Origin of the sequence: Bradyrhizobium sp. HKCCYLS20291, from assembly GCF_051167715.1 — a bacterium.
Classification (GTDB): domain Bacteria; phylum Pseudomonadota; class Alphaproteobacteria; order Rhizobiales; family Xanthobacteraceae; genus Bradyrhizobium.
Genome location: NZ_JBNPTO010000002.1, coordinates 367,157 through 391,759, shown reverse-complemented (window position 1 = coordinate 391,759; position 24,603 = coordinate 367,157). Strand labels below are relative to the sequence as shown.

24 protein-coding genes are annotated in these 24,603 nt (G+C 62.8%); 14 read left to right on the top strand and 10 right to left on the bottom strand.

What is annotated here, in order from left to right; genetic code table 11:
- Window positions 1-26 precede the first annotated feature (26 nt).
- Together ACQR07_RS05770 and ACQR07_RS05765 are read left to right on the top strand one after the other, a co-directional pair.
- Window positions 27-194, top strand: coding sequence for a hypothetical protein (locus ACQR07_RS05770; RefSeq protein WP_434870372.1), 168 nt, complete (start codon window positions 27-29; stop codon window positions 192-194).
- Window positions 195-239: 45 nt separating this feature from the next.
- Complete coding sequence (locus ACQR07_RS05765) at window positions 240-2,933, top strand: bifunctional acetate--CoA ligase family protein/GNAT family N-acetyltransferase (RefSeq protein WP_434901374.1); 2,694 nt, start codon at window positions 240-242, stop codon at window positions 2,931-2,933.
- A gap of 30 nt (window positions 2,934-2,963) precedes the next feature.
- On the opposite strand, the gene ACQR07_RS05760 is transcribed toward ACQR07_RS05765, so the two are convergent.
- Window positions 2,964-3,467 (bottom strand): phage holin family protein, encoded by a 504-nt coding sequence (locus tag ACQR07_RS05760; protein WP_434901373.1) that lies wholly within the window; start codon window positions 3,465-3,467, stop codon window positions 2,964-2,966.
- The gene (locus tag ACQR07_RS05755; RefSeq protein ID WP_434901372.1) at window positions 3,468-3,734 is read right to left on the bottom strand and encodes a hypothetical protein; all 267 of its coding nucleotides are present in this window, start codon (window positions 3,732-3,734) and stop codon (window positions 3,468-3,470) included. It lies immediately after the preceding gene.
- Window positions 3,735-3,888: 154 nt separating this feature from the next.
- Between ACQR07_RS05755 and ACQR07_RS05750 the strand changes: the two genes are divergently transcribed.
- The 3 genes from ACQR07_RS05750 to ACQR07_RS05740 are packed head-to-tail and all read left to right on the top strand — an operon-like array spanning window position 3,889 to window position 6,913.
- Complete coding sequence (locus ACQR07_RS05750; RefSeq protein ID WP_434901757.1) at window positions 3,889-5,025, top strand: MlaE family lipid ABC transporter permease subunit; 1,137 nt, start codon at window positions 3,889-3,891, stop codon at window positions 5,023-5,025.
- Between the two features lie 2 nt (window positions 5,026-5,027).
- The gene (locus ACQR07_RS05745; protein WP_434901371.1) at window positions 5,028-5,807 is read left to right on the top strand and encodes an ABC transporter ATP-binding protein; all 780 of its coding nucleotides are present in this window, start codon (window positions 5,028-5,030) and stop codon (window positions 5,805-5,807) included.
- Between the two features lie 2 nt (window positions 5,808-5,809).
- A complete protein-coding gene (locus ACQR07_RS05740; protein ID WP_434901370.1) occupies window positions 5,810-6,913 on the top strand; it encodes an ABC-type transport auxiliary lipoprotein family protein in 1,104 nt (367 codons plus the stop codon).
- Between the two features lie 26 nt (window positions 6,914-6,939).
- Here ACQR07_RS05740 and ACQR07_RS05735 read toward each other — a convergent pair whose 3' ends face one another.
- Complete coding sequence (locus ACQR07_RS05735) at window positions 6,940-7,257, bottom strand: c-type cytochrome (protein ID WP_434901369.1); 318 nt, start codon at window positions 7,255-7,257, stop codon at window positions 6,940-6,942.
- A 139-nt stretch (window positions 7,258-7,396) separates the two neighbouring features.
- Between ACQR07_RS05735 and ACQR07_RS05730 the strand changes: the two genes are divergently transcribed.
- Together ACQR07_RS05730 and ACQR07_RS05725 are read left to right on the top strand one after the other, a co-directional pair.
- Window positions 7,397-8,110 (top strand): helix-turn-helix domain-containing protein, encoded by a 714-nt coding sequence (locus ACQR07_RS05730; protein WP_434901368.1) that lies wholly within the window; start codon window positions 7,397-7,399, stop codon window positions 8,108-8,110.
- A 570-nt stretch (window positions 8,111-8,680) separates the two neighbouring features.
- Window positions 8,681-9,412: a Crp/Fnr family transcriptional regulator gene (locus ACQR07_RS05725; protein WP_434901367.1), complete on the top strand. Its 732-nt coding sequence runs from the start codon at window positions 8,681-8,683 to the stop codon at window positions 9,410-9,412.
- 231 nt (window positions 9,413-9,643) lie between these two features.
- On the opposite strand, the gene dctP is transcribed toward ACQR07_RS05725, so the two are convergent.
- Together dctP and ACQR07_RS05715 are read right to left on the bottom strand one after the other, a co-directional pair.
- Complete coding sequence (dctP, locus tag ACQR07_RS05720) at window positions 9,644-10,642, bottom strand: TRAP transporter substrate-binding protein DctP (RefSeq protein ID WP_434901366.1); 999 nt, start codon at window positions 10,640-10,642, stop codon at window positions 9,644-9,646.
- A gap of 64 nt (window positions 10,643-10,706) precedes the next feature.
- Window positions 10,707-11,393, bottom strand: a complete 687-nt coding sequence (locus tag ACQR07_RS05715; protein ID WP_434901756.1) for a GntR family transcriptional regulator — start codon at window positions 11,391-11,393, stop codon at window positions 10,707-10,709.
- A 316-nt stretch (window positions 11,394-11,709) separates the two neighbouring features.
- Between ACQR07_RS05715 and ACQR07_RS05710 the strand changes: the two genes are divergently transcribed.
- The 6 genes from ACQR07_RS05710 (at window position 11,710) to ACQR07_RS05685 (ending at window position 19,657) form a co-directional block, all read left to right on the top strand.
- Window positions 11,710-13,797 carry a molybdopterin oxidoreductase family protein gene (locus tag ACQR07_RS05710; RefSeq protein WP_434901365.1) on the top strand — a complete coding sequence of 696 codons (2,088 nt, stop codon included), beginning with the start codon at window positions 11,710-11,712 and terminating at the stop codon, window positions 13,795-13,797.
- 178 nt (window positions 13,798-13,975) lie between these two features.
- Window positions 13,976-14,242 (top strand): hypothetical protein, encoded by a 267-nt coding sequence (locus tag ACQR07_RS05705; protein ID WP_434901364.1) that lies wholly within the window; start codon window positions 13,976-13,978, stop codon window positions 14,240-14,242.
- Window positions 14,243-14,284: 42 nt separating this feature from the next.
- On the top strand, window positions 14,285-14,545 hold the full coding sequence (locus ACQR07_RS05700; RefSeq protein ID WP_434901363.1) for a hypothetical protein: 261 nt from the start codon (window positions 14,285-14,287) through the stop codon (window positions 14,543-14,545).
- Between the two features lie 96 nt (window positions 14,546-14,641).
- Window positions 14,642-18,067: an acyl-[ACP]--phospholipid O-acyltransferase gene (locus tag ACQR07_RS05695; RefSeq protein WP_434901362.1), complete on the top strand. Its 3,426-nt coding sequence runs from the start codon at window positions 14,642-14,644 to the stop codon at window positions 18,065-18,067.
- Complete coding sequence (locus tag ACQR07_RS05690; RefSeq protein ID WP_434901361.1) at window positions 18,067-18,807, top strand: esterase/lipase family protein; 741 nt, start codon at window positions 18,067-18,069, stop codon at window positions 18,805-18,807. The genes ACQR07_RS05695 and ACQR07_RS05690 overlap by 1 nt, the downstream gene beginning before the upstream one ends.
- Before the next feature lie 70 nt (window positions 18,808-18,877).
- A complete protein-coding gene (locus ACQR07_RS05685; RefSeq protein WP_434901360.1) occupies window positions 18,878-19,657 on the top strand; it encodes an enoyl-CoA hydratase/isomerase family protein in 780 nt (259 codons plus the stop codon).
- Window positions 19,658-19,662: 5 nt separating this feature from the next.
- Here the strand turns inward: ACQR07_RS05685 and ACQR07_RS05680 are convergent, their stop codons facing one another.
- Window positions 19,663-20,868: a DUF418 domain-containing protein gene (locus ACQR07_RS05680; protein ID WP_434901359.1), complete on the bottom strand. Its 1,206-nt coding sequence runs from the start codon at window positions 20,866-20,868 to the stop codon at window positions 19,663-19,665.
- A 43-nt stretch (window positions 20,869-20,911) separates the two neighbouring features.
- Window positions 20,912-21,484 carry a hypothetical protein gene (locus ACQR07_RS05675; RefSeq protein WP_434901358.1) on the bottom strand — a complete coding sequence of 191 codons (573 nt, stop codon included), beginning with the start codon at window positions 21,482-21,484 and terminating at the stop codon, window positions 20,912-20,914.
- Between the two features lie 85 nt (window positions 21,485-21,569).
- On the opposite strand from ACQR07_RS05675, the gene ACQR07_RS05670 reads away from it, so the two are divergent.
- Window positions 21,570-22,439 carry a GNAT family N-acetyltransferase gene (locus ACQR07_RS05670; RefSeq protein ID WP_434901357.1) on the top strand — a complete coding sequence of 290 codons (870 nt, stop codon included), beginning with the start codon at window positions 21,570-21,572 and terminating at the stop codon, window positions 22,437-22,439.
- 6 nt (window positions 22,440-22,445) lie between these two features.
- On the opposite strand, the gene ACQR07_RS05665 is transcribed toward ACQR07_RS05670, so the two are convergent.
- From ACQR07_RS05665 to ACQR07_RS05655, 3 genes are all read right to left on the bottom strand, one after another.
- Window positions 22,446-22,808 carry a VOC family protein gene (locus tag ACQR07_RS05665; protein WP_434901356.1) on the bottom strand — a complete coding sequence of 121 codons (363 nt, stop codon included), beginning with the start codon at window positions 22,806-22,808 and terminating at the stop codon, window positions 22,446-22,448.
- Between the two features lie 80 nt (window positions 22,809-22,888).
- Window positions 22,889-23,893 carry an SDR family oxidoreductase gene (locus ACQR07_RS05660; RefSeq protein WP_434901355.1) on the bottom strand — a complete coding sequence of 335 codons (1,005 nt, stop codon included), beginning with the start codon at window positions 23,891-23,893 and terminating at the stop codon, window positions 22,889-22,891.
- A 218-nt stretch (window positions 23,894-24,111) separates the two neighbouring features.
- The gene (locus ACQR07_RS05655) at window positions 24,112-24,540 is read right to left on the bottom strand and encodes a GlcG/HbpS family heme-binding protein (protein ID WP_434901354.1); all 429 of its coding nucleotides are present in this window, start codon (window positions 24,538-24,540) and stop codon (window positions 24,112-24,114) included.
- Window positions 24,541-24,603 lie beyond the last annotated feature (63 nt).

Genomic DNA, 24,603 nt, shown 5'->3' with positions numbered 1-24,603 from the left:
GTGGGCCACGTTTGGCGGGATAGATCATGCTGCACCTTGCGCCTTTGATGTCGGTCAAGGCTCACGGCGCGTTGAACGGCGATCAACGCCTCGGCGGCAGCCGCAGGCAGGTATCGAGGAACGCGTCCGTCACAATCATCTCGTCCTGGGCTGATACGTCGCGCTGGACCGCCGGTGGTTTGAAACTAGACTGATGTATTGGAAACTGCCGGCTTCTGCGCTCAACATTGGATATCGAGATGTCGACCTACCGCTTGCGGAACCTGCTGTTGCCTCGCTCGATCGCCCTGGTCGGAGGAAGTCCGCGGCCGAACTCGGTTGGAAGGGCCATCCTCGACAACATCATCAAGGCAGGCTTCCAAGGTCAAGTCGGTCTGATCAATTCTCGCTATCGTGAGATCGCCGGCGTCAAGTCGGTGGGCAGCATCGATGAGCTGCCGTTCGTACCGGAATTGGTGGTCATCACGACGCCACCTTCCTCCATTCCGGGCCTGATCGACCGCGCAGGCAGCTTGGGAACGGCCGCCGCGCTGATCATCACTTCGGGGCTCGGGCACGGCCCCGATTCTCTTGCTGACCAGGTCGAGAGGGCCGCGCAGAAGTTCGGCATGCGCCTGGTCGGTCCAAACTGTCTCGGCATCATGATGCCTTCGATCAAGCTCAATGCGAGCTTCTCCGCTCACATGCCGATTGCAGGGAGTTTGGCGCTGATCTCGCAATCCGGTGCGATCGCCGCGGGAATGGTGGATTGGGCAGCTCAGCGCGGCGTTGGATTTTCGGGCATCGTCTCGATCGGTGACCAATTGGACGTCGATCTTGGTGATCTTCTGGATCATTTCGCGATGGACGGTGGGACGCGCGCAATCCTGCTTTATATCGAAGCCGTCAAGGACGCCCGCAAGTTCATGTCCGCGGCGCGAGCGGCGGCAAGGGTGAAGCCTGTCGTCGTCGTGAAGTCGGGCCGGGGCGCCGCGGGAGCGAGAGCAGCCGCGACGCATACGGGCGCATTGGCGGGGGCAGATGCTGTCTACGATGCAGCCTTTCGGCGTGCCGGTGTCTTGCGGGTTTCAGACCTGCGCGAGCTGTTCGACTGCGCCGAGACCTTGGGGCGGGTGGAATCGCCCACAGGCAAGCGCCTTGCCATTCTGACCAACGGCGGCGGAATAGGTGTGCTCGCCGTCGATCGGCTGGTTGAGCTCGGCGGGGTCGCCGCGACGCTCTCTCCCGCCGTTCACGACAAGCTCGACGCCGTGCTGCCGGTTACCTGGTCTGGATCGAATCCGGTCGACATCGTCGGGGATGCAGATGCAGGACGCTACACGGCGTCACTCGAGGCACTGCTTGCAGATCAGGCCAACGATGCAATTCTCGTGATGAACGTTCAGACCGCGATTGCGTCGGCGAGCGAGATTGCCATCGCGGTCACGGACTTCGTCAGCAACTACCGCAAGCAGCATCGGCGCTGGGCCAAGCCGGTGCTGGCGGCATGGGTCGGTGCTGAGCAGCCGGTCATTGAAACATTGAGCGGCGCGGGAATTCCGAACTATCCCACGGAGGATGACGCCGTCCGAGGTTTCATGCATCTCGTCCGCCATCGCGAAGTGGTGGAGTCGCTTGCCGCAGTGCCCCCGGCCATGCCGAGCTCCTTTGCGCCGCATGTTGACGTCGCCCGCGGCATCGTTACGGCCGCTCTGGCTGACGGAAGAACTTGGCTTGATCCCGTCGAAATCAGCCGCCTCCTGGAAGCTTATGATATCGCGATGGTGCCGACATTCGCGGCGTCTTCGATCGACGAAGCCGTCGGCTATGCGAATCAATTGTTTGCTCAGGGCGCCACGGTGGTGCTCAAGATCCTGTCTCGCGACATCATTCATAAATCCGACGTCGGCGGCGTCGTTCTCAACCTGACCACGGCCGAGGCTGTTCGCAACGCGGCGAACGAGATCATGGCGCGCGCAAGAGCTGTGCGGCCTGAGGCGCGGATATCCGGCGTGATCGTACAAGCCATGGTCGTGCGGGCCAAAGCGCGCGAGTTGATCATGGGCATTGCCGATGATCCGACTTTTGGCACGGTGGTCGTCTTCGGGCGCGGTGGTACTGCGGTGGAGATCATCAACGACAAGGCGCTCGGCCTACCGCCGTTCGACCTGCACTTGGCGCGCAATCTGATCGAGCGCACGCGTGTCTCGCGCCTGTTGCGGGCCTATCGGGATGTCCCCGCCGTCAAGCCTGACGCGGTCGCGATGGTTCTCGTCAAGCTCGCGCAGCTCGCGGCGGACGTTCCCGAGATTCGCGAACTCGACATCAACCCGTTGCTTGCCGACGAAAGCGGCGTCTTGGCTGTCGATGCGCGTGTCGCCGTCGGCAGGGTACCGCCGAAATTCAAGGGGTCCGGTCCGTCAAACTTCGCCGTGCGGCCTTATCCGAGCCAGTGGGAACGGCACCTCCAGGTCAAGGATGGCTGGCGCATTCTTGCCCGACCGATCCGACCGGAAGACGAGCCGATCATCCATGAGTTCCTCAAGCACGTGACCGCCGAGGATCTCCGCCTGCGCTTCTTCGCGCCCATGAAGGAGTTCACGCATGAATTCATCGCACGCCTGACGCAGCTCGATTATGCACGCGCAATGGCTTTCGTCGCGCTTGATGAGGCGACGAACGAATTGGTCGGAGTCGTCAGGATCCATTCCGATTCGATCTATGAGAGCGGCGAATACGCAATCCTGCTGCGGTCGGATCTGAAGGGACGAGGGCTCGGTTGGGCCTTGATGCAGCTGATCATCGAATATGCAAAGGCCGAAGGCCTGAAGATGATCTCTGGCGACGTTCTGCAGGAGAACGTCGTCATGCTGGAGATGTGCCGGAATCTCGGCTTCGAGGTCAAGACCGACCCGGCCGAGCGGGATCTGTGCAATGTCAAGCTGACGCTCTGAAGCGTCATCTCCAGGCCTGCTGGTCCGAAATCACGTTGCGGAGGCGTCGCCGGTCGAGGGCCCTGTGGCCTCGCCATCGGACGCGCCGTGCGATCGGAGCGTCCTGACGAGCATCGTCAGCATCGGAATGATGAGCAAGGGAAGCAGGCTGAGGAGAGGGTGGTTAACTGCGCTCGAGATCTTCGTCTGCAGGGATCGTGCTTCTAATTGCAGCGCATCCATCGAGGCGGAGTGCATCTCGTTGGCCAGCTCAAGTTCACGGCCGGACGGTGCACGTGCGGCAATGATGAGCAGGATTGCCGAGATCAGGAAATTGCAGGCCCCCAGCGCGGCAGCGGCCAAGACGGCGGATGTGATCTGGACCAATGCGAGATAGGCGGCCAGTTCGAGCATCAGGAGACCGAAGACCGCGATCAGGGCCGCAAACGCGCGGAGACCCGCGCCGGCGAGCAGGTGCCGGAGCCTGATGTCGGCGATGACACGGTCGGTGCGCCAGAGCAGGCGCAGGTGTTTGAGGGCGTTTTCCGTATCCACTCAAGTTCTCCGGAGAAGGAGGCCTAGGGCCAAGCCGACCGCGAGCGCACATGCTGTCGCCGCGATCGGACGTGTTCTGATCAATCGCTCCAAGTGAATGTCGGCGCCGCGTAGATCGGCGCGAAGGCTTTCGATGAGCGCAGCGACGGGCTTGGCAATCGCGTCTGCGTGCTCACTCTCGGGATCTCTGAACGGCCCGCCCAGCGCACGCAGTTCTTGCATCAGTTCGTCCAGCTCTTTGGTGAGGCGCGCGGAAAGGGTGGTCATGCTTTATCCTGTCGCTAGAATAACTCTAGGACGAAGCCCGGCCACCGGCTTGATTTCGCTCAATTGGCGGCGCGAAGCCTGTTGAGGCATATCAAGGTTGGCCGCTCGGTGGGATCTAGGAACTGCCTTGTTGCTCGGTGAGGGAGACATCCTATTGCGTGTTCATCCAAAATTGACCGCCGAAGCGATGGGCGACGTTCTGGAGCTTCGTCCGAGCGGACCCTGGGTATGCCGCGACGTGGCGGAACTGGAGAGCCTGACCAGCATTGCCCAGGTCACCGTCAACAACGCAAGAGCGGTCAAGCTCGATCTTGGGGCCATCAGCGAGATTGATACGGTCGGAGCTTGGCTGCTCGAAAAGCTGGGCCGCCGCGCGGCAGCTGCCGGCCGCTCTGTCGAGATCACCGGGGTCGCAGAAAATTACCTTGGATTGATCGAAGAGGTCCGGCAGGTCAACCGACACGAGACCCAGTCACGGCCGACGCCGAACCCGGTCGTGGCCAAGCTCACCGATCTCGGGCGCTCCACGTTGGATGCAGCAGGCGACTTCACAGTGTTCCTCGACATGCTAGCGGCGCTCGCGTTTGCCTTGGTGCGGACACTGCGCCGTCCCAGGTCGCTGCGGGTGACATCGCTCGTCTACCAGATGTACCGGATCGGTTGGCAGGCCATTCCGATCGTCGTGTTGATCACGTTTCTGATCGGCGCGATCATCGCTCAACAGGGGATCTTTCACTTTCGACGCTTTGGCGCCGAGTCCTACGTTGTCGACATGGTCGGCATTCTCGTGCTGCGCGAGCTCGGCGTCCTGATCGTTGCGATCATGGTCGCGGGCCGATCAGGAAGCGCTTACACGGCCGAGCTCGGGTCGATGAAGATGCGGGAGGAGATCGACGCTCTGGTCACGATGGGTCTGAATCCGGTCGAGGTGCTGATCCTGCCCCGTATCGTGGCGTTGATCCTGACGCTGCCGGTGCTGGCCTTCATCGGCTCGATGGCGGCGCTATATGGGGGAGGGCTCGTTGCCCAACTGTATGGCGGCATGGGCCCGGCGATCTTCATTGCGCGATTGCACGAAGCGATTTCGGTTACCCATTTCGAGGTCGGAATGCTCAAGGCGCCGTTCATGGCCCTCGTGATCGGTATTGTCGCCTGCAGCGAAGGCCTCCGGGTCAAGGGCAGTGCCGAGTCGTTGGGGCAGCAGACGACGACATCCGTCGTGAAATCGATCTTCCTCGTGATCGTCCTGGATGGTCTGTTCGCCGTGTTCTTCGCATCCATTGGAATGTAGCAATGGCGGATCTCGACGTGTCCAGTGCGATCCGCGTCACCGATCTCATCGTCGGCTTTGGCCAGCAGGTCGTTTTGAACAAATTGTCGCTGGACGTCCGGCGGGGTGAGATTCTGGGCTTGGTGGGGGCATCCGGCGGCGGAAAGTCGGTCTTGATGCGGACCATCATCGGACTTATCCCACGACGCGGCGGGACGATCGAAGTGATGGGAATACCTCTCGGGGGGGCAGAGGAACGCGCCACGCAGGATGTAGCGACCCGCTGGGGCATCCTGTTTCAGCAGGGCGCGCTGTTTTCGTCGCTCACGGTCAAGCAGAACGTGCAGTTTCCCCTGCGTGAGAATCTGCAGATGTCGCAGAGCTTGATGGATGAGATTGCAATCGCCAAGCTCGAAATGGTTGGACTGCGTGCCGAGGACGGCGAGAAATTTCCTGCCGAGCTATCGGGCGGAATGACCAAACGTGCCGCACTGGCGCGCGCACTGGCGCTTGATCCGGCGATCGTGTTTCTCGATGAGCCGACATCGGGCCTCGACCCGATCTCGGCGGGTGATTTCGATGCCCTGATCAAGACGCTGCAGAAGACGCTTGGATTGACCGTATTCATGGTGACGCACGACCTGGCGAGCCTCAACACCGTCTGCGATCGCGTTGCGGCCCTCGCCGACGGCAGGATCGTCGCGATTGGTCCGATAAGCGATCTGCTCCGATCAGAACATCCCTGGGTCAAGGCCTATTTTCACGGCAAGCGATCTCAGATGCTGCAACCGAAAGCGAGTTGAAGATGGAAACGCGTGCGCCATTTGCTGTGATTGGCGGCTTCGTCCTGGCGGCCATCGTCGCGATCTTCGGCTTCGTGTATTGGCTGAACAACACCGGAGGACTTGGGCCACGCACGACGTATCACGTGCGGTTCGAAGGATCCGTGCCGGGGCTGCTGGTTGGGGCTGCTGTTCTCTTCAACGGAATCCGCGTGGGCGAGGTGACTGAGCTCGGTTTGGCACCGGACGATCCGCGCCGGGTCAACGCAACGATCTCCGTGGCGTCGACCACACCGGTCCGAACCGACACCAGGGTTGGACTCGAGTTTCAGGGACTGACGGGCGTGCCGGTGATCGCGCTGGAAGGCGGCTCGTCGACGGCAACGGCGGCGGCCGGCTCGACGTTGACCGCCGAGCCGGGTGCGGGCCAGAGCATGACGCAGGCCGCACGCGACGCCTTGCGGCGCGTCGATGCCGTCCTGGCGGAGAATGCTGGGCCTCTGAAAGATACGATCGCCAACCTCAAGACGTTTTCGGAGGGGCTTGCGCGAAATACCGGGAAGCTGGACGGGATTGTGTCGGGCCTCGAGAAAATGACGGGCGGCGGCGCTCCGGCGCAGAAGACCACTTACGACCTGGCGGCGCCTCGGGACCTTGGTCCGATCAGCAAGACTCTCAAGGGACAACTCGCCATTCCAGAGCCGACGGCCGTGGCGATGTTGCAGACGCAGCGTATACTGTTTTCACCAGCCAAGGACTATCCCGGGTTTGGCGACGTCCTATGGGCGGACAGCATTCCGAAGCTGCTGCAGACACGTCTGATCGACACGTTCGAGAATTACGACGTCGCACACGCGCCATTGAGGGCGACGGACCTCGGCCAGCCCGATTTTCAGTTGCTGATCGATGTTCGGCGGTTTCGCATCAACACTGAGACGGCTGCGGTGGCGGACATTGGCCTGTCGGCTCGTCTGGTGGACAAGAGCGGCAAGGTCATCGCTTCGCGCTTGTTTGACGCGAGCGAGCCGCTCTCGCGGCTCCAACCTGCTGAAGCCGTGACCGCCTTCGACGCAGCTTTCGGCCAGATTGCCAAATCGATTCTGGCGTGGACGATACAGGCGCTCTAAATCGAAAGCCCTAACGGCAAGCCGATCTATTCCAGGCTCTTGAGATACGACAGCAGGTCATTGATCTGAGGCGGTTGCAGCTCGAATTGCGGCATGGCCGGATGGCCGGTCACGATTCCTTCGGCCAGGGCTTCGCCCAACGTTTCGATCGGATAAAGCAAGTGCAGCGTTCGGAACGGCGGCGCTGGCTTGAATGCACTTTCCCCAGTCCGGCCAATGGCATGGCAGCGCGCGCAATGAGCCTTGGCGAAAGCTCGTCCCCGCTGCTCCGGCGTCGACGCCGCATGCGACGGCAAGATCCAGCAGGAGATCAAGAGAAGAACGCAGAAGGCAGACCGCTGCATGCATTACGTCCATAGCACAGGGCATTTTCTGCCACGATAGAGCCCCGATCCTGCACTCATTTGACTTGAATCAACTGGAACTCAGAGCATCCGGTAGAATGCGGCTATCTTCCTTGCGTGTGGCCCAGCGGAGCCCTTTATGAAGACGTCTCTGGTTGCAGTCGATTTCCATGGGCAGGGCTGCGCGGATTGTGCCGTGAGGGGATTCAGCGTTTGCGCGTCACTCGACCAGATTGAGATGCGCGAGTTCGAGCAGCTGAGCCGCCGCGTCAACTTCGCCACCTGCGAGACGGTCTTCGCTCAGGAGGATATGTCGTCTTGCTTTTACAATCTTCTCGATGGTGTCATGCGGCTCTATAAGCTCCTACCCGACGGCCGCAGGCAAATCGTGGGCTTTCTGCTGCCGGGCGATTTCGTGGGAATGACCATCGAAGAGCGGCACGGGTTTTCGGCCGACGCAATCGGTCCGGTGACCGTCTGCCAGTTCGCGAAGGGACCGTTCGGCCGTTTCGCCGAGGATAAGCCGAACCTGCTGCGGCGGATGAACGAATTGGCCGTTCAAGAGCTGAACCAAGCGCGTGATCACATGGTGCTGCTCGGGCGCCGGTCGGCTGAGGAAAAGGTTGCGACGTTTCTCGTCGGGTGGAGGGACCGGCTGGTCGAGCTTCGTGGCCCCTCTAACATTGTACCGTTGCCCATGAGCCGGCAGGATATTGCAGATTATCTCGGCCTCACCATTGAGACGGTCAGCCGGACGTTCACGAAGCTCGAGCGGGAAGGAATCATTGCCATCCTTCCTGGTGGCGTATCGCTTCGGGACTCGGCGCGCGCAGAGGCGCTAGCTGCGGCCTGATTTTCAACCGCGTTCTTCTACCCCGCGGCTTTGCATTGATTTGGGTCAAAGACCCGCGTTCGGTGGTTGGGGAACAATGTCTCAAACTCAAAGAGGGGGAGAGACATGCCTTTCGACGCCATGATGGTCAGCTTTGCGGTCGTAGCTGTTTTCGTCGCGTTTGCAGGGGTCCTGTTGTGGGCTGATTCGCAGACCAAGCAGCGGAGCTGAAGCCGGGATTCCTTTGCGGTGCTGAATGGGCGCGTCATTCTCCGGCTGGAGAACCGCGGTCGGGCACGGTTATCCGCACTGCAAATTCTTGCCTCGTTCGTGCCTCGGTGGCTTTGATGCCCCCGGGGCATAGCGATTTGTGATACCCGCATTTGATCTTCGGCGCATTTTCCTGGACAAACTGTTGATCTGCCGTATTCCGGAGCCGAGTGGAAATCCGGGGATGGGCGGTCGCGAGCCGAAGGATCGTGTTTGCTGGTGCCTGCAGGCGTGCCCGGGATCCTTGGCACCTTTTGCGACCAGCACCAGCTCACGACATCTCCTTCGGTCGGCGAATAGGGGCGGCTGGGGAGATGCGGTGTGACTGACGAGAAGAAGGCGAACAGCCGATCGTCCAGCAGCGGCAAGCTGACGGTGCTGCGCCAGCACCCGATGTTTCGCGAGCTCGAGCCGGAGGCGCTCGACCAGCTCTGCCGCTACGCCAAGCCGACCTCGCTCAAGCGCGGGGCAACTATCTTCTCGAAAGGCGATGCCGGCTTGAGCCTCTACGCGGTGATCAGCGGGACCGTCAAAATCAGCGTGTCGTCCCCCGACGGCCGCAACGCGATTCTCAACCTCATCAGCGCAGGTGAGATCTTCGGCGAAGTCGCCCTGCTTGATGGGCGCGAACGAACCGCCGATGCGACGGCGAACACGAGCTGCGAAATACTGGTCATCGACCGTCGCGAGTTTCTGCCCTTCGTCAAGAGCCAGCCCGTTCTCGCGATGAAGTTCATCGAGCTGCTCTGTGATCGGCTGCGCTGGACCAGCGATCAGGTCGAGCAGGTCATTCTGCAGGATCTTCCGCGACGGTTGGCCAGCGCTCTGCTGGGTTTGACCGAGAAGCGGAAGCTGGATCCCGCCAGCCGCACCATCGCCATCACGCAGCAGGAGATCAGCGAGATGGTGGGCATGACGCGCGAGAGCATCAACAAGCAGTTGCGCGCCTGGGCCGGGCGAGACTGGGTGAGACTCGAACACGGCGCGATTGTCCTGCTCAATCCCGAGCCGTTGCGCGGATTGGTGGAGGCGGACGAGGACGAGGATGATTAGGGCGATCCGACCGCGTTGACGGCTCGCCCCCATTCAATGTCCGTCGCCAAGAATGCCGCTCACGGCATGATCAGCGAAAAGCCGAGCGGCAGGCACGATACGCCGGCATGAACCGGGCGGGCCATTATCAGTTGCGCGAGCATATCGAGAAGCCGTCGGACCTTCGGCGGCGTCTGGTTGGCAAGTGGGACAAGCTCATATGCAAATTGAGCCTGTAACCAGCCGCGACCGCTAAGCGATGTCCTGGATTCGCTTGATCATGTCCTGATACTTCGGACCATACTTGTCCCAGACCGGCTTGACGGCCTTCTGGAATGGCGCCTTGTCGGCAATGTCGATGATCTCGCAGCCGGCCGCCTTGGCTTTTTCCATGGCCTCGCGTTCATAGGCCTTCCATAGCTCCCGCTCTTCCATCTGAGCCTCGCGCGCAAACTTCCTGATCATTGCCTGGTCATCGTTCGAAAGGTTCGCCCAAGCCCGCTTCGAGAACACGAGCACTTCCGGAATGACAAGATGCTGGGTCAATGAGTAGTATTTGGCAGCCGTATAGTGATTGCTGAATACGTAGCTCGGTAGGTTGTTCTCGGCTCCGTCGATCACGCCGGTCTGCAGCGCGCTGAACACCTGATCATACCCCATCGCCACGCCGTTGCCGCCGAGCGCGTTCATCATGTCGATGAAGATCGGATTGCCGATCACGCGGATCTTGAGGCCTTTGACGTCCTCGACCGTTCTGATCGGCTTCTTGGTGTTGTAGATGCTGCGCGCGCCGGAGTTCATCCAGCACAGCGCCACGAGAGTTGCGCTTGGATGGGCGCTGACGCGGTCGAGCAGATCCTGCCCGATCGGACCGTCCATCATCTTTTCGGAATGCGCGATGCTCTTGAACAGGAATGGCATGTTGACGACGTTGACGTCGTCGACGATGGGACCGAGTGCGCCGGCGCTGACGCGCAACATCTGAATCGCTCCGATCTGGGTCTGTTCGATGGTTTCCTTCTCGGCGCCAAGCTGGGCGGAGGGATAGATCTGGATCGTCAGTCGGCCGTTGGTCGCGGCAGCGAGCTTCTTGCCAAGGCTTTCGGTCGCTGCGACCGTCGGATAGCCGGGCGGCTGTACATCCGATGCCTTGAACACGGACTTCGATTGCGCAAAAGCAGCCGAGAACGGTGGCAGTGCCGCGGCGCCAGCAGTCCCTACAGTGAGTCTGATGAAATCGCGTCGCTTCATGTCGTGTCTCCCACGGACTTTTGCCTGATCGTCGATCCCGCGGTCGGATGCTGCGGCTTCGTTGCTAGGTTGGTTGATCGAAGTAGTCCGGATTGAGCGTTTGGATGGCCGAGATGTCGTCGAGCAGTCTTTCCAGGTGCCTTGCCATGGCTGCACGCGCTCCGTCCGGATTGCGTTGTTCGATTGCCGCCACGATCGGCTCGTGCTCAGCGATCACTTCCGACATCCGTCCGATTTGAGGCAAAGTGAGGCGGCGATAGCGGTCAACGTGAACCTTCACTTGCAAGATGAGCTTCCATATCCCAGGATAGCCGGCAACTTCAGCGATCCCGGCATGAAACGACTCATCCGCCTGGTGAAAGGCCTCGCGATCCTTCGCAGCGCATGCCTCGCGCTGACGTTGCAGCGTCGCGTGCAGGTTCAGGAGTTGGCTCGTGGTTGCTTGCTCCGCCGCCATTCGTGCGGTGGTCTCTTCCAGGGATTTGCGGATGATGATCGTCTCCGGGAGCGCCGCAACCGGAATGCGGGCCACGAAAATTCCGGACTGAGGGAAGATTTCGACCAATCCTTCATCGGAAAGCTTCAGAATGGCTTCGCGAACCGGCGTCCTGCTGACACCATAGGCCGTTGCGATCTGCGCTTCGGAAATCGGCTCGCCCGGGCGCCGCACCAAGGATACCAACTCAGCCCTGAGATCAGCGTAGATGCGCGACGCCGCCGTCGCGCCACGCGGCCGACCGTTGCGGCGTATTCGCGCCACCACGGGCCGGGGCGCCGGGGCCAACTTCCTTGGAGCACGACCAGGCATGAGCGTATCCTCGGTTGATATATTAATATATTAATATGGGTTGGCAACAAATATTCCTAGTTTCCCGAAGGGTGATCATGGTGCGCCGCAAAGTTCGTGCGTGAGGTCGCCTGAGGCGGGATGGGCGTTCAAGAGCTGCACGTCATCCCTTCTGCTTGTGGCGTGGTTCCGACGAGCATTCCGGATCTGCAACGCGATCCTCCGCGAGTGCAGCGTGAATGCTCTCGGATGACGAGAGCTTTGATGTTAGCGTTACGGAATGAATCAGCAGACTCGTATCAAAGTTCGCCATTCCACCTGTCCGCACGATTGTCCGTCGGCGTGTGCGCTGGACGTCGAGGTCATCGATGACAAAGCGATCGGTCGGGTGCGCGGCTCGAAACGGCAGACCTACACGGCGGGTGTCGTCTGCGCCAAGGTGGCGCGATATGCGGAGCGCATTCACCACCCAGATCGCCTGATGCATCCGATGCGCCGCGTGGGCTACAAGGGCTCGGGGCAGTTCGAACGCATCTCCTGGGACGACGCGCTGGACACGATTGCCGAGCGATTCTTGCAGGCCGAGCGCGACTTCTCCGCTCAATCGGTCTGGCCCTACTACTACGCCGGAACGATGGGGCTCGTGATGCGGGACGGCATCAACCGCCTCACCCATGTGAAAAAGTACTCGCGTTTCTATTCCACGATCTGCGCCAATGTTGCGCGGATTGGCTTTGCCATTGGCACGGGAAAGATCGCCGGCGTCGATCCGCGCGAGATGGCGCTCTCGGATCTGGTGGTGATCTGGGGAACCAATCCCGTGAACACCCAGGTCAACGTCATGACCCATGCCGCGCGTGCGCGAAAGGAAAGGGGGGCCAAGATCGCGGCGGTGGACATCTACGACAACGAGACGATGAAGCAGGCCGACGTCAAGATCATTCTGCGTCCCGGCACTGATGGCGCATTCGCCTGCGGCGTCATGCACGTGCTGTTTCGCGATGGCTTTGCCGATCGTGCCTACATGGCAAAGTACACGGATTGTCCAGACCAGCTCGAGGCGCATCTGGAGGCACGGACACCGGAATGGGCATCGCAGATCTGCGGAGTGCCGGTCGCCGACATCGTGGACTTTGCCCGGCTCGTCGGGGAGACTAAGCGAACCTTCTTCCGCCTCGGCTATGGTTTCACACGCAGCCGAAACGGTGCGACGCAGATGCACGCGGCCTCCTGCATTCCGGCCGTGACCGGCGCTTGGCAATACGAAGGAGGCGGGGCATTCTTCAACAATGCGGCGCTTTGGCATTTCGACGAATCGATCATCGAGGGCCATGACGCGATCGACCACTCCACGCGGTTCCTCGATCAATCCAAGATCGGACGCATCCTGACGGGAGATCAGGAGGCTCTGTACGGAGGCCCGCCGGTCAAGGCGATGTTGATCCAGAACACCAACCCGATGACGGTCGCGCCGGAGCAGGATCTCGTTCGTCAGGGATTCGCACGCGAAGATCTGTTTGTTGCCGTCCATGAGCAGTTCATGACCGAGACGGCACGCATGGCCGACATCGTGCTGCCGGCGACGATGTTCATGGAGCACGACGACCTCTATTACGGCGGCGGTCATCAGCACATTTCGGTTGGACCGAAATTGATCGATCCTCCGGGCGAATGCCGCTCAAACCATGAGGTGCTGCAAGGCTTGGCGCGCCGGTTGGGGGCAGTTCATCCCGGCTTCGAGATGACGCCGCGGGATCTGATCGACGCCACTCTGAGAAAGAGCGGCCACGGCGACATCGCCGGCCTCGAGGCGGATGTCTGGCGCGACCTGCAGCCGGATTTCCGCACCTCGCACTATCTCGACGGCTTCGCGCACAAGGACGGCAAATTCCATTTCAGGGCCGATTGGGCTCATCCTCCGTTCGGCCGCGTGATGGGCAATCCCGAGCGGATGCCGTCGCTGCCGGACCACTGGGCCGTGACCGAGGAAACGGATGAGCAGCATCCGTTTCGGCTGGCGACCAGCCCGGCACGTTCGTTCCTCAATACATCCTTCAACGAAACGCCCTCGTCCCAACAGCGGGAGAGGGTGCCTTCGGTCATGATCCATCCGCTCGACGCGGCGGTGCTCGGGATCGAGGACGGAGATGAGGTTGCGCTCGGCAACGAGCGGGGACAGACCTCGCTGACAGCCCGGCTCTTCGAAGGGGTCCGGCGGGGCGTGCTGATTGCCGAATCGATTCATCCAAATGCCGCACATATCGGTGGTCGCGGCATCAACTCCCTCACCGCTGCCGACACCGTTGCGCCGATCGGCGGCGCCGCCTTCCACGACAACAAGGTCTGGTTGCGCAAGGCGGCTGGTTAGGTTCCGCGCGGTCTTTTCAAAAAACACCTCAGTCAAAAACGGTTGCGAGCCGTGTCGGTAATTAGACACAGCTCACAAACTCGTGTTCACGCAGCCGTCCTTGCGCGCGAATTGTTCTTGAGCAATGCTCAAAATACATATATTGATTTGAGCGTTGCTCAAGAAAGGAAACACCACCATGCACACGCTCAGCTTTCACGGTTCGCAGTTCTTCGACGCCGATGTCCGCACGCCCTTGAGGGCTTTGGTCCGCAAGGTGTCGCAATTCCTCACAGCCCCGGTGGAGCGCATCGCCAATGCGTGTGATGTCGCAGGTCTGCTTGCGGCGCGACGATCAAGACAGCCTGCCGGCCGGGGATTGTTTCGGGCCGCCGGCCGGGAGGGCCACCGGAGCCGTCGTGGCGGGATGTTCGGCTGCTTTCACTACCTCAGCGATCTGAGCTGACGTCGGTCAAAACTCCTGCTCACGCACAAGGAAGCGGTCACCATGTCGTCACGTCATTTGATGTTCGTCCGACGGCGTTCGCGGTGGATAAGCTTTTTGCATACGACCTTCGCGATATCGTTCGTGCTGGTCGGCGGCGGCATCGTTGCGCTGCCGTTCGACTGGTCACTGCGGGGTGGACTTGCAACGGCGCTTGTCGCGCTGGTGTGGTCGTCCCTCACCTTGGCCGACACCATTGCGCTGGTATCGCAAAATCCGCTGCGAGCGGCGGGTCATGCAAACCGGTCCGGTCGTCGCGCTTGAGAGGGCTCTCGCGGCCGAGCGCAGTCCATTTTCAGCACCAATTCGACAAATCACGATCCTAGCGGCAGAGCCGCCGCGACACACCAGGAAATGACCATGATCAAGCAGTTGATGTCGTCGCGCCGTTTTGCTCCGCTGTTCTGCGCTCAATTCGCCTCCGCGCTGAACGACAACGTTCTGAAGAACGCGCTTGTCATCATGCTGCTCTACGGCGCTGCGGCCGCGCACGGTGATGCGCTGGTCACCATGGCCGGGGCTGTTTTCATCTTCCCGTTCTTCCTGCTCTCCGGGCTCGGTGGCGAGTTGGCCGACCGATACGTCAAGGGCGTCGTCGCGCGCAGACTGAAGTTCGCGGAAATCTTCGCGGCAGGATTTGCGGCGCTCGGCTTCTTCATGCATTCGATCCCGCTGCTGTTCGTCGCGCTGGGCTTGTTCGGCGTCATCGCTGCACTGTTCGGTCCGGTGAAATACGCCATGCTGCCGGACCAACTGACCGTCGGCGAACTCGCCACGGGCAATGCGCTCGTCGAGGGCGCGACCTTCATGGCCATTCTCATCGGCACGATCGCCGGTGGCCAACTCGTCTCCGGCTCCTCGCATATGGGATGGGTCGCTCTCGCAGTGATCGGGCTCGCGGTGATCTCCTGGGCTTCGGCGTCGCGCATTCCGCACACAGCGCCGTCAGCACCGGATCTGCGCATCACGGCCAACCCCTGGACCTCGACGTCGCACCTTCTCAAATCGCTCCACGCTGCGCCGCGGCTGTGGGACGGCATGGTGATCGTGTCGTGGTTCTGGCTGGTCGGCGCCGTCGTGCTGTCGCTGCTGCCGGCCCTGGTCAAGGATGTTGTCGGCGGGACCGAAGGCGTCGTCACGCTGTGCCTTGCTGTGTTCGCGATCGGCATCGCCATCGGCTCGCTGTTTGCGGCGCATCTCAGCCATGTCAGACCGAATCTTGCCCTGGTGCCGATCGGCGCGATCGTCATGGGCGTGCTCGGCCTCGACCTGGCGTGGACGATCGCCACGACCGAGTCCGCGCAGGGCGTTGCGCCACTCGCCTTCGTCGGCACCTGGGCCGGTGCACGCATGCTGATCGATTTCGCCCTGTTTGCCTTCGGCGGCGGGTTGTTCGTGGTTCCGGCATTTGCAGCCGTGCAGGCCTGGTCGGAGCCGACCGAGCGGGCTCGTGTCATCGCCGCCGGCAATGTGCTGCAGGCCGCCTTCATGGTGGTGGGCTCGCTCGGCGTTGCAGGCCTGCAGGCGGCCGGTGTCGCGATCGCATGGATCTTCTTCGGACTGGCGCTGGCGAGCTTCGGCGCGGTGTGGTTCGTGCTCAACAAATGGGGCCGGGAGGGCGTGCGCGACTTCGGCGCGATGCTGTTCCGCGCGCTGTTCCGCACGGAAGTGCGCGGTCTCGAAAACCTGCCGCCAGCCGGCACCCGCATGCTGATCGCGCCAAACCATGTCAGCCTGATCGACGGCCCGCTGCTGCACGCGGTGCTGCCCATCGATGCGACCTTCGCAGTCGACACCGGCATCTCCAAGGCCTGGTGGGCGAAGATCTTCCTCAAGCTGGTGCGTCACATCACGATCGACCCGACCAAGCCGCTCGGCGCCCGCGATCTCATCAAGCTCGTCGCCAGCCAGGAGCCGGTGGTGATCTTCCCGGAGGGCCGAATCACCGTGTCGGGTTCGCTGATGAAGGTCTATGACGGCACCGCGATGATCGCCGACAAGGCCGATGCCGTGGTGGTGCCCGTGCGCATCGAGGGCGCGCAGCGCTCGCATCTCAGCTATCTCAAGGACGGCCAGATCAAGCGCTCGTGGTTTCCCAAGGTGACCGTGACGATCCTGCCGCCGGTGAAGCTTGCCGTCGATGCGGCGCTGAAGGGCAAGACCCGCCGCAACGCCGCCGGTGCAGCGCTTCAGGATGTCATGATCGAAGCCATGGTCAAGAACGCCATGCTCGACCGCACGCTGTTCGAGGCGCTGGCCCATGCCCATCGCGACCATGACACCGGCAAGGTCATGATCGAGGATCCGCTCGGCACCAAGCTGACCTATCGCAAGCTTCTGCTCGGCTCCCAGGTGTTGTCGCGCAAGCTCGAGCAGGGGACGATGGTCGGCGAGAATATCGGAGTGCTGCTGCCGAACTCCGCCGGTGTCGCCGTCGTCTTCATGGCGCTGCAGTCGATCGGTCGGGTCCCGGCGATGCTGAATTTCTCCGCCGGTCCGGTGAACGTTCTGGCGGCGATGAAGGCGGCGCAGGTCACGACCGTCCTGACGTCGCGCGCTTTCATCGAGAAGGGCAAGCTCGACAAGCTGATCGCTGCGATCGAAGGGCAGGCCCGTCTGGTCTATCTCGAGGACGTCAAGGCGTCCGTCAGCCTTGCCGACAAGATCAAGGGCGTGCTCGACGGCACCAAGCCGCGCGTCGCTCGCAACGCCGATCACCCGGCCGTGATCCTGTTCACGTCGGGGTCCGAGGGGACGCCGAAGGGGGTCGTCCTGTCTCATCGCAATATTCTGGCGAATGCCGCGCAAGCGCTGGCCAGGGTCGATGCCAACGCTAACGATCTTGTGTTCAATGTTTTGCCGGTGTTCCACTCCTTCGGCCTCACTGGCGGCATGATGATGCCCATGTTGGCGGGCATCCCGATCTACATGTACCCGTCGCCGCTGCATTACCGGATCGTGCCCGAGCTGATCTACCAGACCGGTGCCACGATCCTGTTCGGCACCGATACGTTCCTGACCGGCTACGCGCGATCGGCCCATGCCTATGACTTCCGGACGCTGCGGCTGGTGATCGCCGGCGCCGAGCCGGTCAAGGATCGGACGCGTCAGATCTACATGGAGCGCTATGGCATCCGCGTGCTCGAAGGCTACGGCGTGACGGAGACCGCGCCGGTGCTGGCGATGAACACGCCGATGGCCAACCGCGTCGGCACTGTCGGCCGCCTCTCGCCGCTGATGGAGTATCGGCTCGAAACGGTGCCGGGCATCGAGGAGGGCGGCCGGCTCTCGGTCCGCGGCCCCAACGTCATGCTCGGTTACGTCAGGGCGGAGAATCCCGGCGTGCTCGAAGCGCTGCCGGACGGCTGGCACGACACGGGCGACATCGTCACCATCGACACTCAGGGCTTCATCACGATCAAGGGCCGCGCCAAGCGCTTCGCCAAGATCGCGGGTGAGATGGTGTCGCTGACGGTGGTCGAGCAGATCGCCGCGACGCTGTGGCCGCAGGCGGCATCGGTGGCCGTGTCGATCCCCGATCAGCGCAAGGGAGAACGCATCGTGTTGATCACGACGCAGAAGGACGCCGAGCGCTCGGCAATGCAGCGCCAGGCCAAGGCGCAGGGCGCGCCGGAACTTGCGGTACCTGCCGTCGTGATGGTGGTCGACAAGATCCCGCTGCTCGGCTCGGGCAAGACCGATTATGTCGGTGCCAAGGCCCTCGCCGAGGATGCCGCCAAGACGACCGCTCCGGATCGCGATGCGGAGGAGCGGGAAGTCGCGTGATGGCATCGCTGCGCCGGCGTCCTCAACAGCATGGCCCCCGCAACGCGGGGGTCGTCCTGCTGCATGGCATCGCCGGCCGCTCGCTGATGCTGCGTCCGCTCGAAAGGCGGCTGCAGCGCGCGGGGTTTGCGACACTCAATCTGCACTACGAGAGCCGCAAGAAGCCGCTCGAGGATCTTGCGGAGGATATTCGCCCGGCAGTCGCCGACTTCGCTGCCGGGCTCGACGGTCCGCTCCATTTCGTGACCCATTCGATGGGCGGGCTATTGGCGCGGGTCTACATGGCTCGGCATCGTCCGGCGCGGCTCGGTCGCGTCGTCATGATCGGCACCCCCAATGGCGGGAGCGAAATCGCCGACCGGCTGCAGAATGTCGGGCTCTATCGCGCCTATTTCGGGCCCGCAGGCCTGCAATTGGTGACGACGAAGAACCTCACGCTCGCGTCGCTGCCGCCGGCTGACTATGAAATCGGCGTGATTGCCGGCAGCCGTTTCCTCGATCCCATTTCCGGGTTGTTCCTGCTGCCGTCACCCAATGACGGGCGCGTTTCGGTCGAAAGCTGCAAGCTCGCCGAGATGGCGGATCATACCACGATCAAGGCCTCGCATATGAGCCTTCTGGTGCATCCGACGTCGTTCCGGCAGACGATCGCATTTCTGCGCCACGGCCAGTTCGAGCCGGTGCGTCCTCCGCTACTCCGCGGCGTGATCGCCGAGATCGGCCGCCGCGCGGCCGGCTGACGCAAGTTTTCCTTGCCCGCCGCGGCTATCCCGTCACAATCTCGCAATTCACGAATAGGCAAGGGTGGCGATGACCGACAACAGCGTATTGATCGACAAGCGCGGGCAGGCGCTCTGGATCACCATCAACCGGCCTGAGAAGCGCAATGCCCTTAATGGCGACGTCATCGCGGGGATATCGCGCGGCTATCGACAGGCTCACGACGATCCGGCGGTGCGCGTGATCGTGCTGACGGGGGCGGGAGACAAGGCGTTCTGCGCCGGCGCCGATCTGCAGAACTCGGGTGCCGCCTTTGCGATGGATTTCTCGCGCCCCAATGTCGACTACGCCGATCTGCTCCGGCTGTCGCAGAATGCCACCAAGCCAGCGATTGCGCGGGTCGGCGGCGTCTGCATGGCCGGTGGCATGGGCCTGTTGTGCATGACCGATATGGCGGTCGCCGCGGACCACGTTGTTTTCGGCCTGCCTGAGGTGAAGGTCGGCGTGTTCCCGATGCAGGTGCTGAGCCTGCTGCAGAGCATCGCCCCGCCGCGGCTCGTCAACGAATGGGCCCTCACCGGGGAGCCGTTCGACGCGAACGCCGCGCAGGCTGCCGGACTTCTCAACCACGTCGTTCCGGCAGCCGAGCTCGACGCCAAGGTCGATTGGCTGATCGGCCGCATCATCGACAAGTCGCCGACCGCCATCCGCCGCGGCAAATACGCGATGCGCGCCATCGCCTCGATGTCGTTCGACGAGGCGATCGCCTATCTCGAAAGCCAGATCGCGCTGCTTGCGATGACTGAAGATGCCAAGGAAGGTCTGAAGGCGTTCGCCGAGAAGCGCAAGCCGGTGTGGCCGGGCAAGTAGCCGGATCAGGACTTTGGAGGGAGGCGCATTGGCTGGCGCGCGCCGTACATCAGGCTGCGCCATAGCCATTCGACCGGGCCGAACTGAAACAGCCGCAGCCAGCACCAGCTAGCGATCACCTGGACCACGTAGACGACGATGCCGACGGCGAGCGCGAGCGAGACGCTGAGGCGGCCGAACAGGCCGAAGCCGTAGAACACGAGGCTGAAGACGAAGGATTGCATCAGGTAGTTGGTGAACGCCATCCGCCCGACAGGGGCCGCCCAGCCGAGCAGTCGGACGCCCCATGCGGTATTCGCTGCAGCGAGGATCAGCGCGGCGTAGGCAATCGCCAGACTGACCGTCGCCAGCGAGGGGCCGGCGTCGATCGCGACAGCAAGCGCGGCCAGCGCCGTCAGCAGCAACATGGCGCGATGACGGGATGCATCGCGCAGGACGCCGGAGCGCCAGATGATGATGCCGGCGAGAAAAAGCCCGAGCGTGCGCGGAAAGATCCAGAGATGCAGCGGCGCGATGGCGCCGATCTCCGATAGTCGGAAGGCGAGGATCTGAGGGAAGCTGTCGCTGGCATAGATGCGATTGGCATCGGCCACATGCTGCGTCATCCAGGCCGAACTCGGCAGCGGCAGCACGTTGACCAGCCATCCGGTGAAGTACAGGCCGAGCAACGCGAGGCTGGACGCGATCACGAGCCAATTCGGTGCAAACAGGAACGGCAGCACGATCAGTCCGGCGAGCGCATATTCGGTCAGGATGTCGCCGTTCCACAGCAGCGTCAGATGCACGAGGCCGATTGCGAGCAGGACGAGCAATCGCCGGAGCAGCAGGGCGACACGGCGGTGCGCCGCGATCCGCTCGAACTGCATCGCCAGCCCGATTCCGAACAGCAGCGAGAACAGCGCGAAGGCCTTCATGGAGACGGCCCGTGCGAGACCATCTTCAATCGCGCGATTGAAGGGCGAGTCGCCGATGATGGCCCACAGCAGCCCGGTCATGTCGGGCGATAAGGATCCGGCAAAGAAGGTCGTGCCCCACTCATGTGGTCTCGATGCCGGCAGAAACTGGCCGAAGATCGAGACCCGGAACTCGAACACGACGTTGATCGCCATGACGCCGAACAGGGCGAGGCCGCGCAGGATGTCGATGGCCGGCAGCCGCTCGCCACGAGAGGCGGGGGCCGGCAGATCGTCAGAACTGATCGGAAAGATCATGCGGATGAGAACTCATCAGCGGGAGAAGAGGCGGCTTCGACGTTCATAAGCAGGCGGCACCAGGGCTTGCCTGCACGTCGGTGATGGCTCCTTCGCCATTCGCCTGCCAGTTCACGTGAATCGTCTGAACACACACGGGATTGCCCCACCGGTAGGTGTGCGCATTGGCGGTCTCGGACGTTCGGCATGGAGCATGGATATCCCCAAGCCGGACCACGATCTTCCCGTCGCGGACGCATTCGGGGAAGGGTTCAAATCCCTGCTTTAGCAGCGTTGATTTCAAGGCGGCCGCGGGTGTTCCCGGTGGGAATTCCGTCTGAAGATGAGCGGTGAGCCGTTGTCCACTCTCCACCCATTTGCCCCAGGAGTCCGCAACGTCGTGCTCGAACATCGGAGGTGGCCGCGTGTTCATGAAGAGGGGCGAGGTGAGCATCGCCAGAAACAGCTGCCCCGCCAGCGGATTCATGATGAAGACGACGGCCAGCCCGGTGGCGAGCAAGGCGGCACTGACGATGCATCCCCGCAGTGTCCATCGCAGCCAGCGAGGGATCATGCGCTTCGTTTCTGCCTTTGTCCTCATCATGCGAACATGGACGTTAGCTGTGAGCAGCGTCATGCGCAACCATCGCTGTGCTTCGTATTTTCCAGCTGGAGGCATCTTTGTTGCTGCGGACAATGGCAGTTGGCGCTAGCGTTGTGAGATGACGCAGAATGGGCCAATTGCAACCGACGGCCTCACCATCCGGCCGATGCGTGCCGACGAGCTTGGTTTGGCCATCGACTGGGCGGCGGCCGAGGGCTGGAATCCGGGCCTGTCCGATGCGGCCTGCTTCGCCACTGTCGATCCTCACGGCTTTCTCATCGCCGAACGAGACGGTGCGCCGGTCGCAACCGTGTCCTGCGTGAACTATGACGACCACTTTGCCTTTCTCGGCTTCTACATCGTGCGTCCGGACATGCGCGGGTGCGGCTACGGCCTGCGGCTCTGGGATGCGGCGATGGCGCATGCGGGATCGCGCATCGTCGGTCTCGACGGCGTGGTCGCGCAGCAGGACAATTATCGCAAGTCCGGCTTCAACTACGCTTATGCCAACATCCGCTATGGCGGCCGTGCTGCGGCGCTGCCGGCCGCGGCCGAGCCCGATCTCGTCGCCCTGGCGGATCTGCCTATCGCCGAGATCGAGGCATCGGACGCGACCGTGTTTCCGGCGCCGCGACGCGCGTTCCTGCAGGCCTGGATCGGCACGCCCGGCCATGTCGGCCTGGCTTTGGTGAGAGGCGGTGAACTGGTGGCTTGGGGCGTGATCCGTCCCTGTCGCAGCGGCTACAAGATCGGCCCGCTGGTGGCGGATCGCCGCGCCGATGCCGAGGCCGTTATTGCTGCGTTGTGTGGCGCGATCGGCGATGGCGAAATTTTCCTCGACGTGCCGGCGATCAATCCGGACGCGGTGGCGCTCGCCGAAGGTCTCGGCCTCAAGCCCGTGTTCGAGACGGCGCGCATGTACACCGGACCGATCCCGCCGCGGCGCACCGAACGCGTGTTCGGCGTCACGACCTTCGAGCTCGGCTAGACTAGATCAGCGCTTGAGCGGCCGCGCAAAGCTCAGTTCGTGGCCGTCGGGATCGGTGAGGTGGAAATAGCGCTCGCCCCATTCGGCGTCGCGCGGCGTAGTCGTGGGTGAGAAGCCGGCGTCCAGCGCCTTGGCGTAGACGGCGTCGACATCCGCGACGTGGAAGATGATGCGGCCCCACCAGCTCCATTGCTTGTCCTGGGGCATCGCGATCAGGTTGAGAAAGCTCTCGCCGACGCGGAAGGTCGTGAACGGCGACTCCGCGCCGCCATAGGGGATGTCGTCGAAGCCAAGCGCGCGATAGAAGGCGACCGCACGCGCCATGTCGTGGGTGGCGATGGTGATCGCGCTGATGCTCTCGATCGTCATGGAAACGCTCCGGACCGGAATGGACACCGCGGACCAGAGAAGCGCAGCTCACCGGTATCACGCAAGAGCCGACAGGCAGTTTAGCGCCACCGACGCCGGCCCATCGTTGCTCCCAGCGCAAAGAAGATTGCGGCCCCGAGCGCAACCGTCGCAGCGCGGGCGACATCGCCGGGCAGGAGCACGGCCTGCCGGGCGGCGCCCTGGCTGAAGGATCCGCGGGTGCGGTGCAAGCGCGTCACCGGCCTGTCGAGGTTGTCGGTGCGGTCGGGGACCAGCGGCACATCGGTTTGCTGCCCCGCGATCGCCTTGGCGGCCAGATAGCGGTCGAGCACGGCGGGTGCGACGGCGTTGCCGAGGATGGTGAGCAGCGTCGGCCAGCCGATCCAATATTCACGGAAGCCACCATCGGCGACGCGGTAGACCGCGTCGGCAATCACTTCCGGCTCGACCGGCCGCCCCATCGGTCGTGGCGTATGTGCGAGGTGCGCGCGCGCCCAGTCGAATTGCGGCGTGTTCACGGCCGGCAGATCGACCATGCATAGCGTGATGTGCGAGCGCTCGTGCATCAGCTCGCCGCGCAACGAATCGGTGAAGCCGCGGATGGCGTGCTTGGCGCCGCAATAGGCTGCCTGCAGTGGGATGCCGCGATAGGCGAGCGCCGAGCCGATCTGGATGATACGGCCTTTGCCGCGCTGGCGCATCGAGCGCAGCGCCGCCATCGTGCCGTGCACGAAGCCGAGATAGGTCACCTCGGTGACGCGGCGGAATTCGTCGGGCGTGATGTCGGCGACGGTCGAGAACACCGTCTCCATCGCATCGTTGATCCAGATGTCGACCGGACCCAGCCGCTGCTCGAGCCGCTCGGCCGCGTCGAACAGCGCCTGCGCGTCGGCGACATCCACCGCCTCATACTCGGCATGAGCAAAGCGTTCCTGCAACTCCTGCTGCAAGTCGCGCAGCGCCTCCTCGTCGCGGGCGATCAGGCCAACGCGGTCGCCGGCGTCCGCAAAGCGTTTCGCCATGGCGCGGCCGACGCCGGCGGACGCGCCGGTGATGATGATGGTGCGGGCTGGTCTGCGAGGCATGTCCGGTTTCTCCACGCGCCCCGTCGTACAAACGTGCAGCCCGCGGCAATGTTTCGGCCGGGCCCAACCGCGCCGATGAAACCTTGGTAGGCTCTCTTAGGGGAGATCAGCCTTGCTCCGCCGGTCAACGCCGGCAGAGGGATCCGGGTGATGCGGGCTCGTCGGTCCGCGGACCGAGGGAGCCGCAGAGTGTCGAAAGGTCGCTCGGGCTTCGCTGCTCAGCCCGCATTGGCCTTGAGTCCGGCCGCCTCGATGCCTGCGATGGCGCAGATCTCGTCATTGTCGGAGGTATCGCCGGAGACGCCGACGGCGCCGAGCAAAGTGGTGCCATCCTTGATCAGCACGCCGCCGGGCACCGGAACCATGCGGCCCTGTGCCAGCGTATTCACGGCGTCGATGAAATAGGCCTGCTCCTGGGCACGCTGGAACAGCGCGCGGGAGCCGAGGCCGAGCGCCAGCGCGCCATAGGCCTTGCCATGCGCAACCTCGGCCCGCATCAGGCTGGTGCCGTCCTGCGCAGCGGCCGCCTTCAGGCAGCCGCGGTCGTCGAGCACCATCACGGCGAGCGGCTTCAGCTTCTGCTCGATGCCCTTGGCCAGCGTGGCGTCGAGGATCTTACGGGCGGTGTCGAGCGTGAGGTCGGTCATGTTGGTGTCCTTTGTGATCTGGAATTGAAGGTTGGCTCTATCGGCCGTCATTGCGAGCGAAGC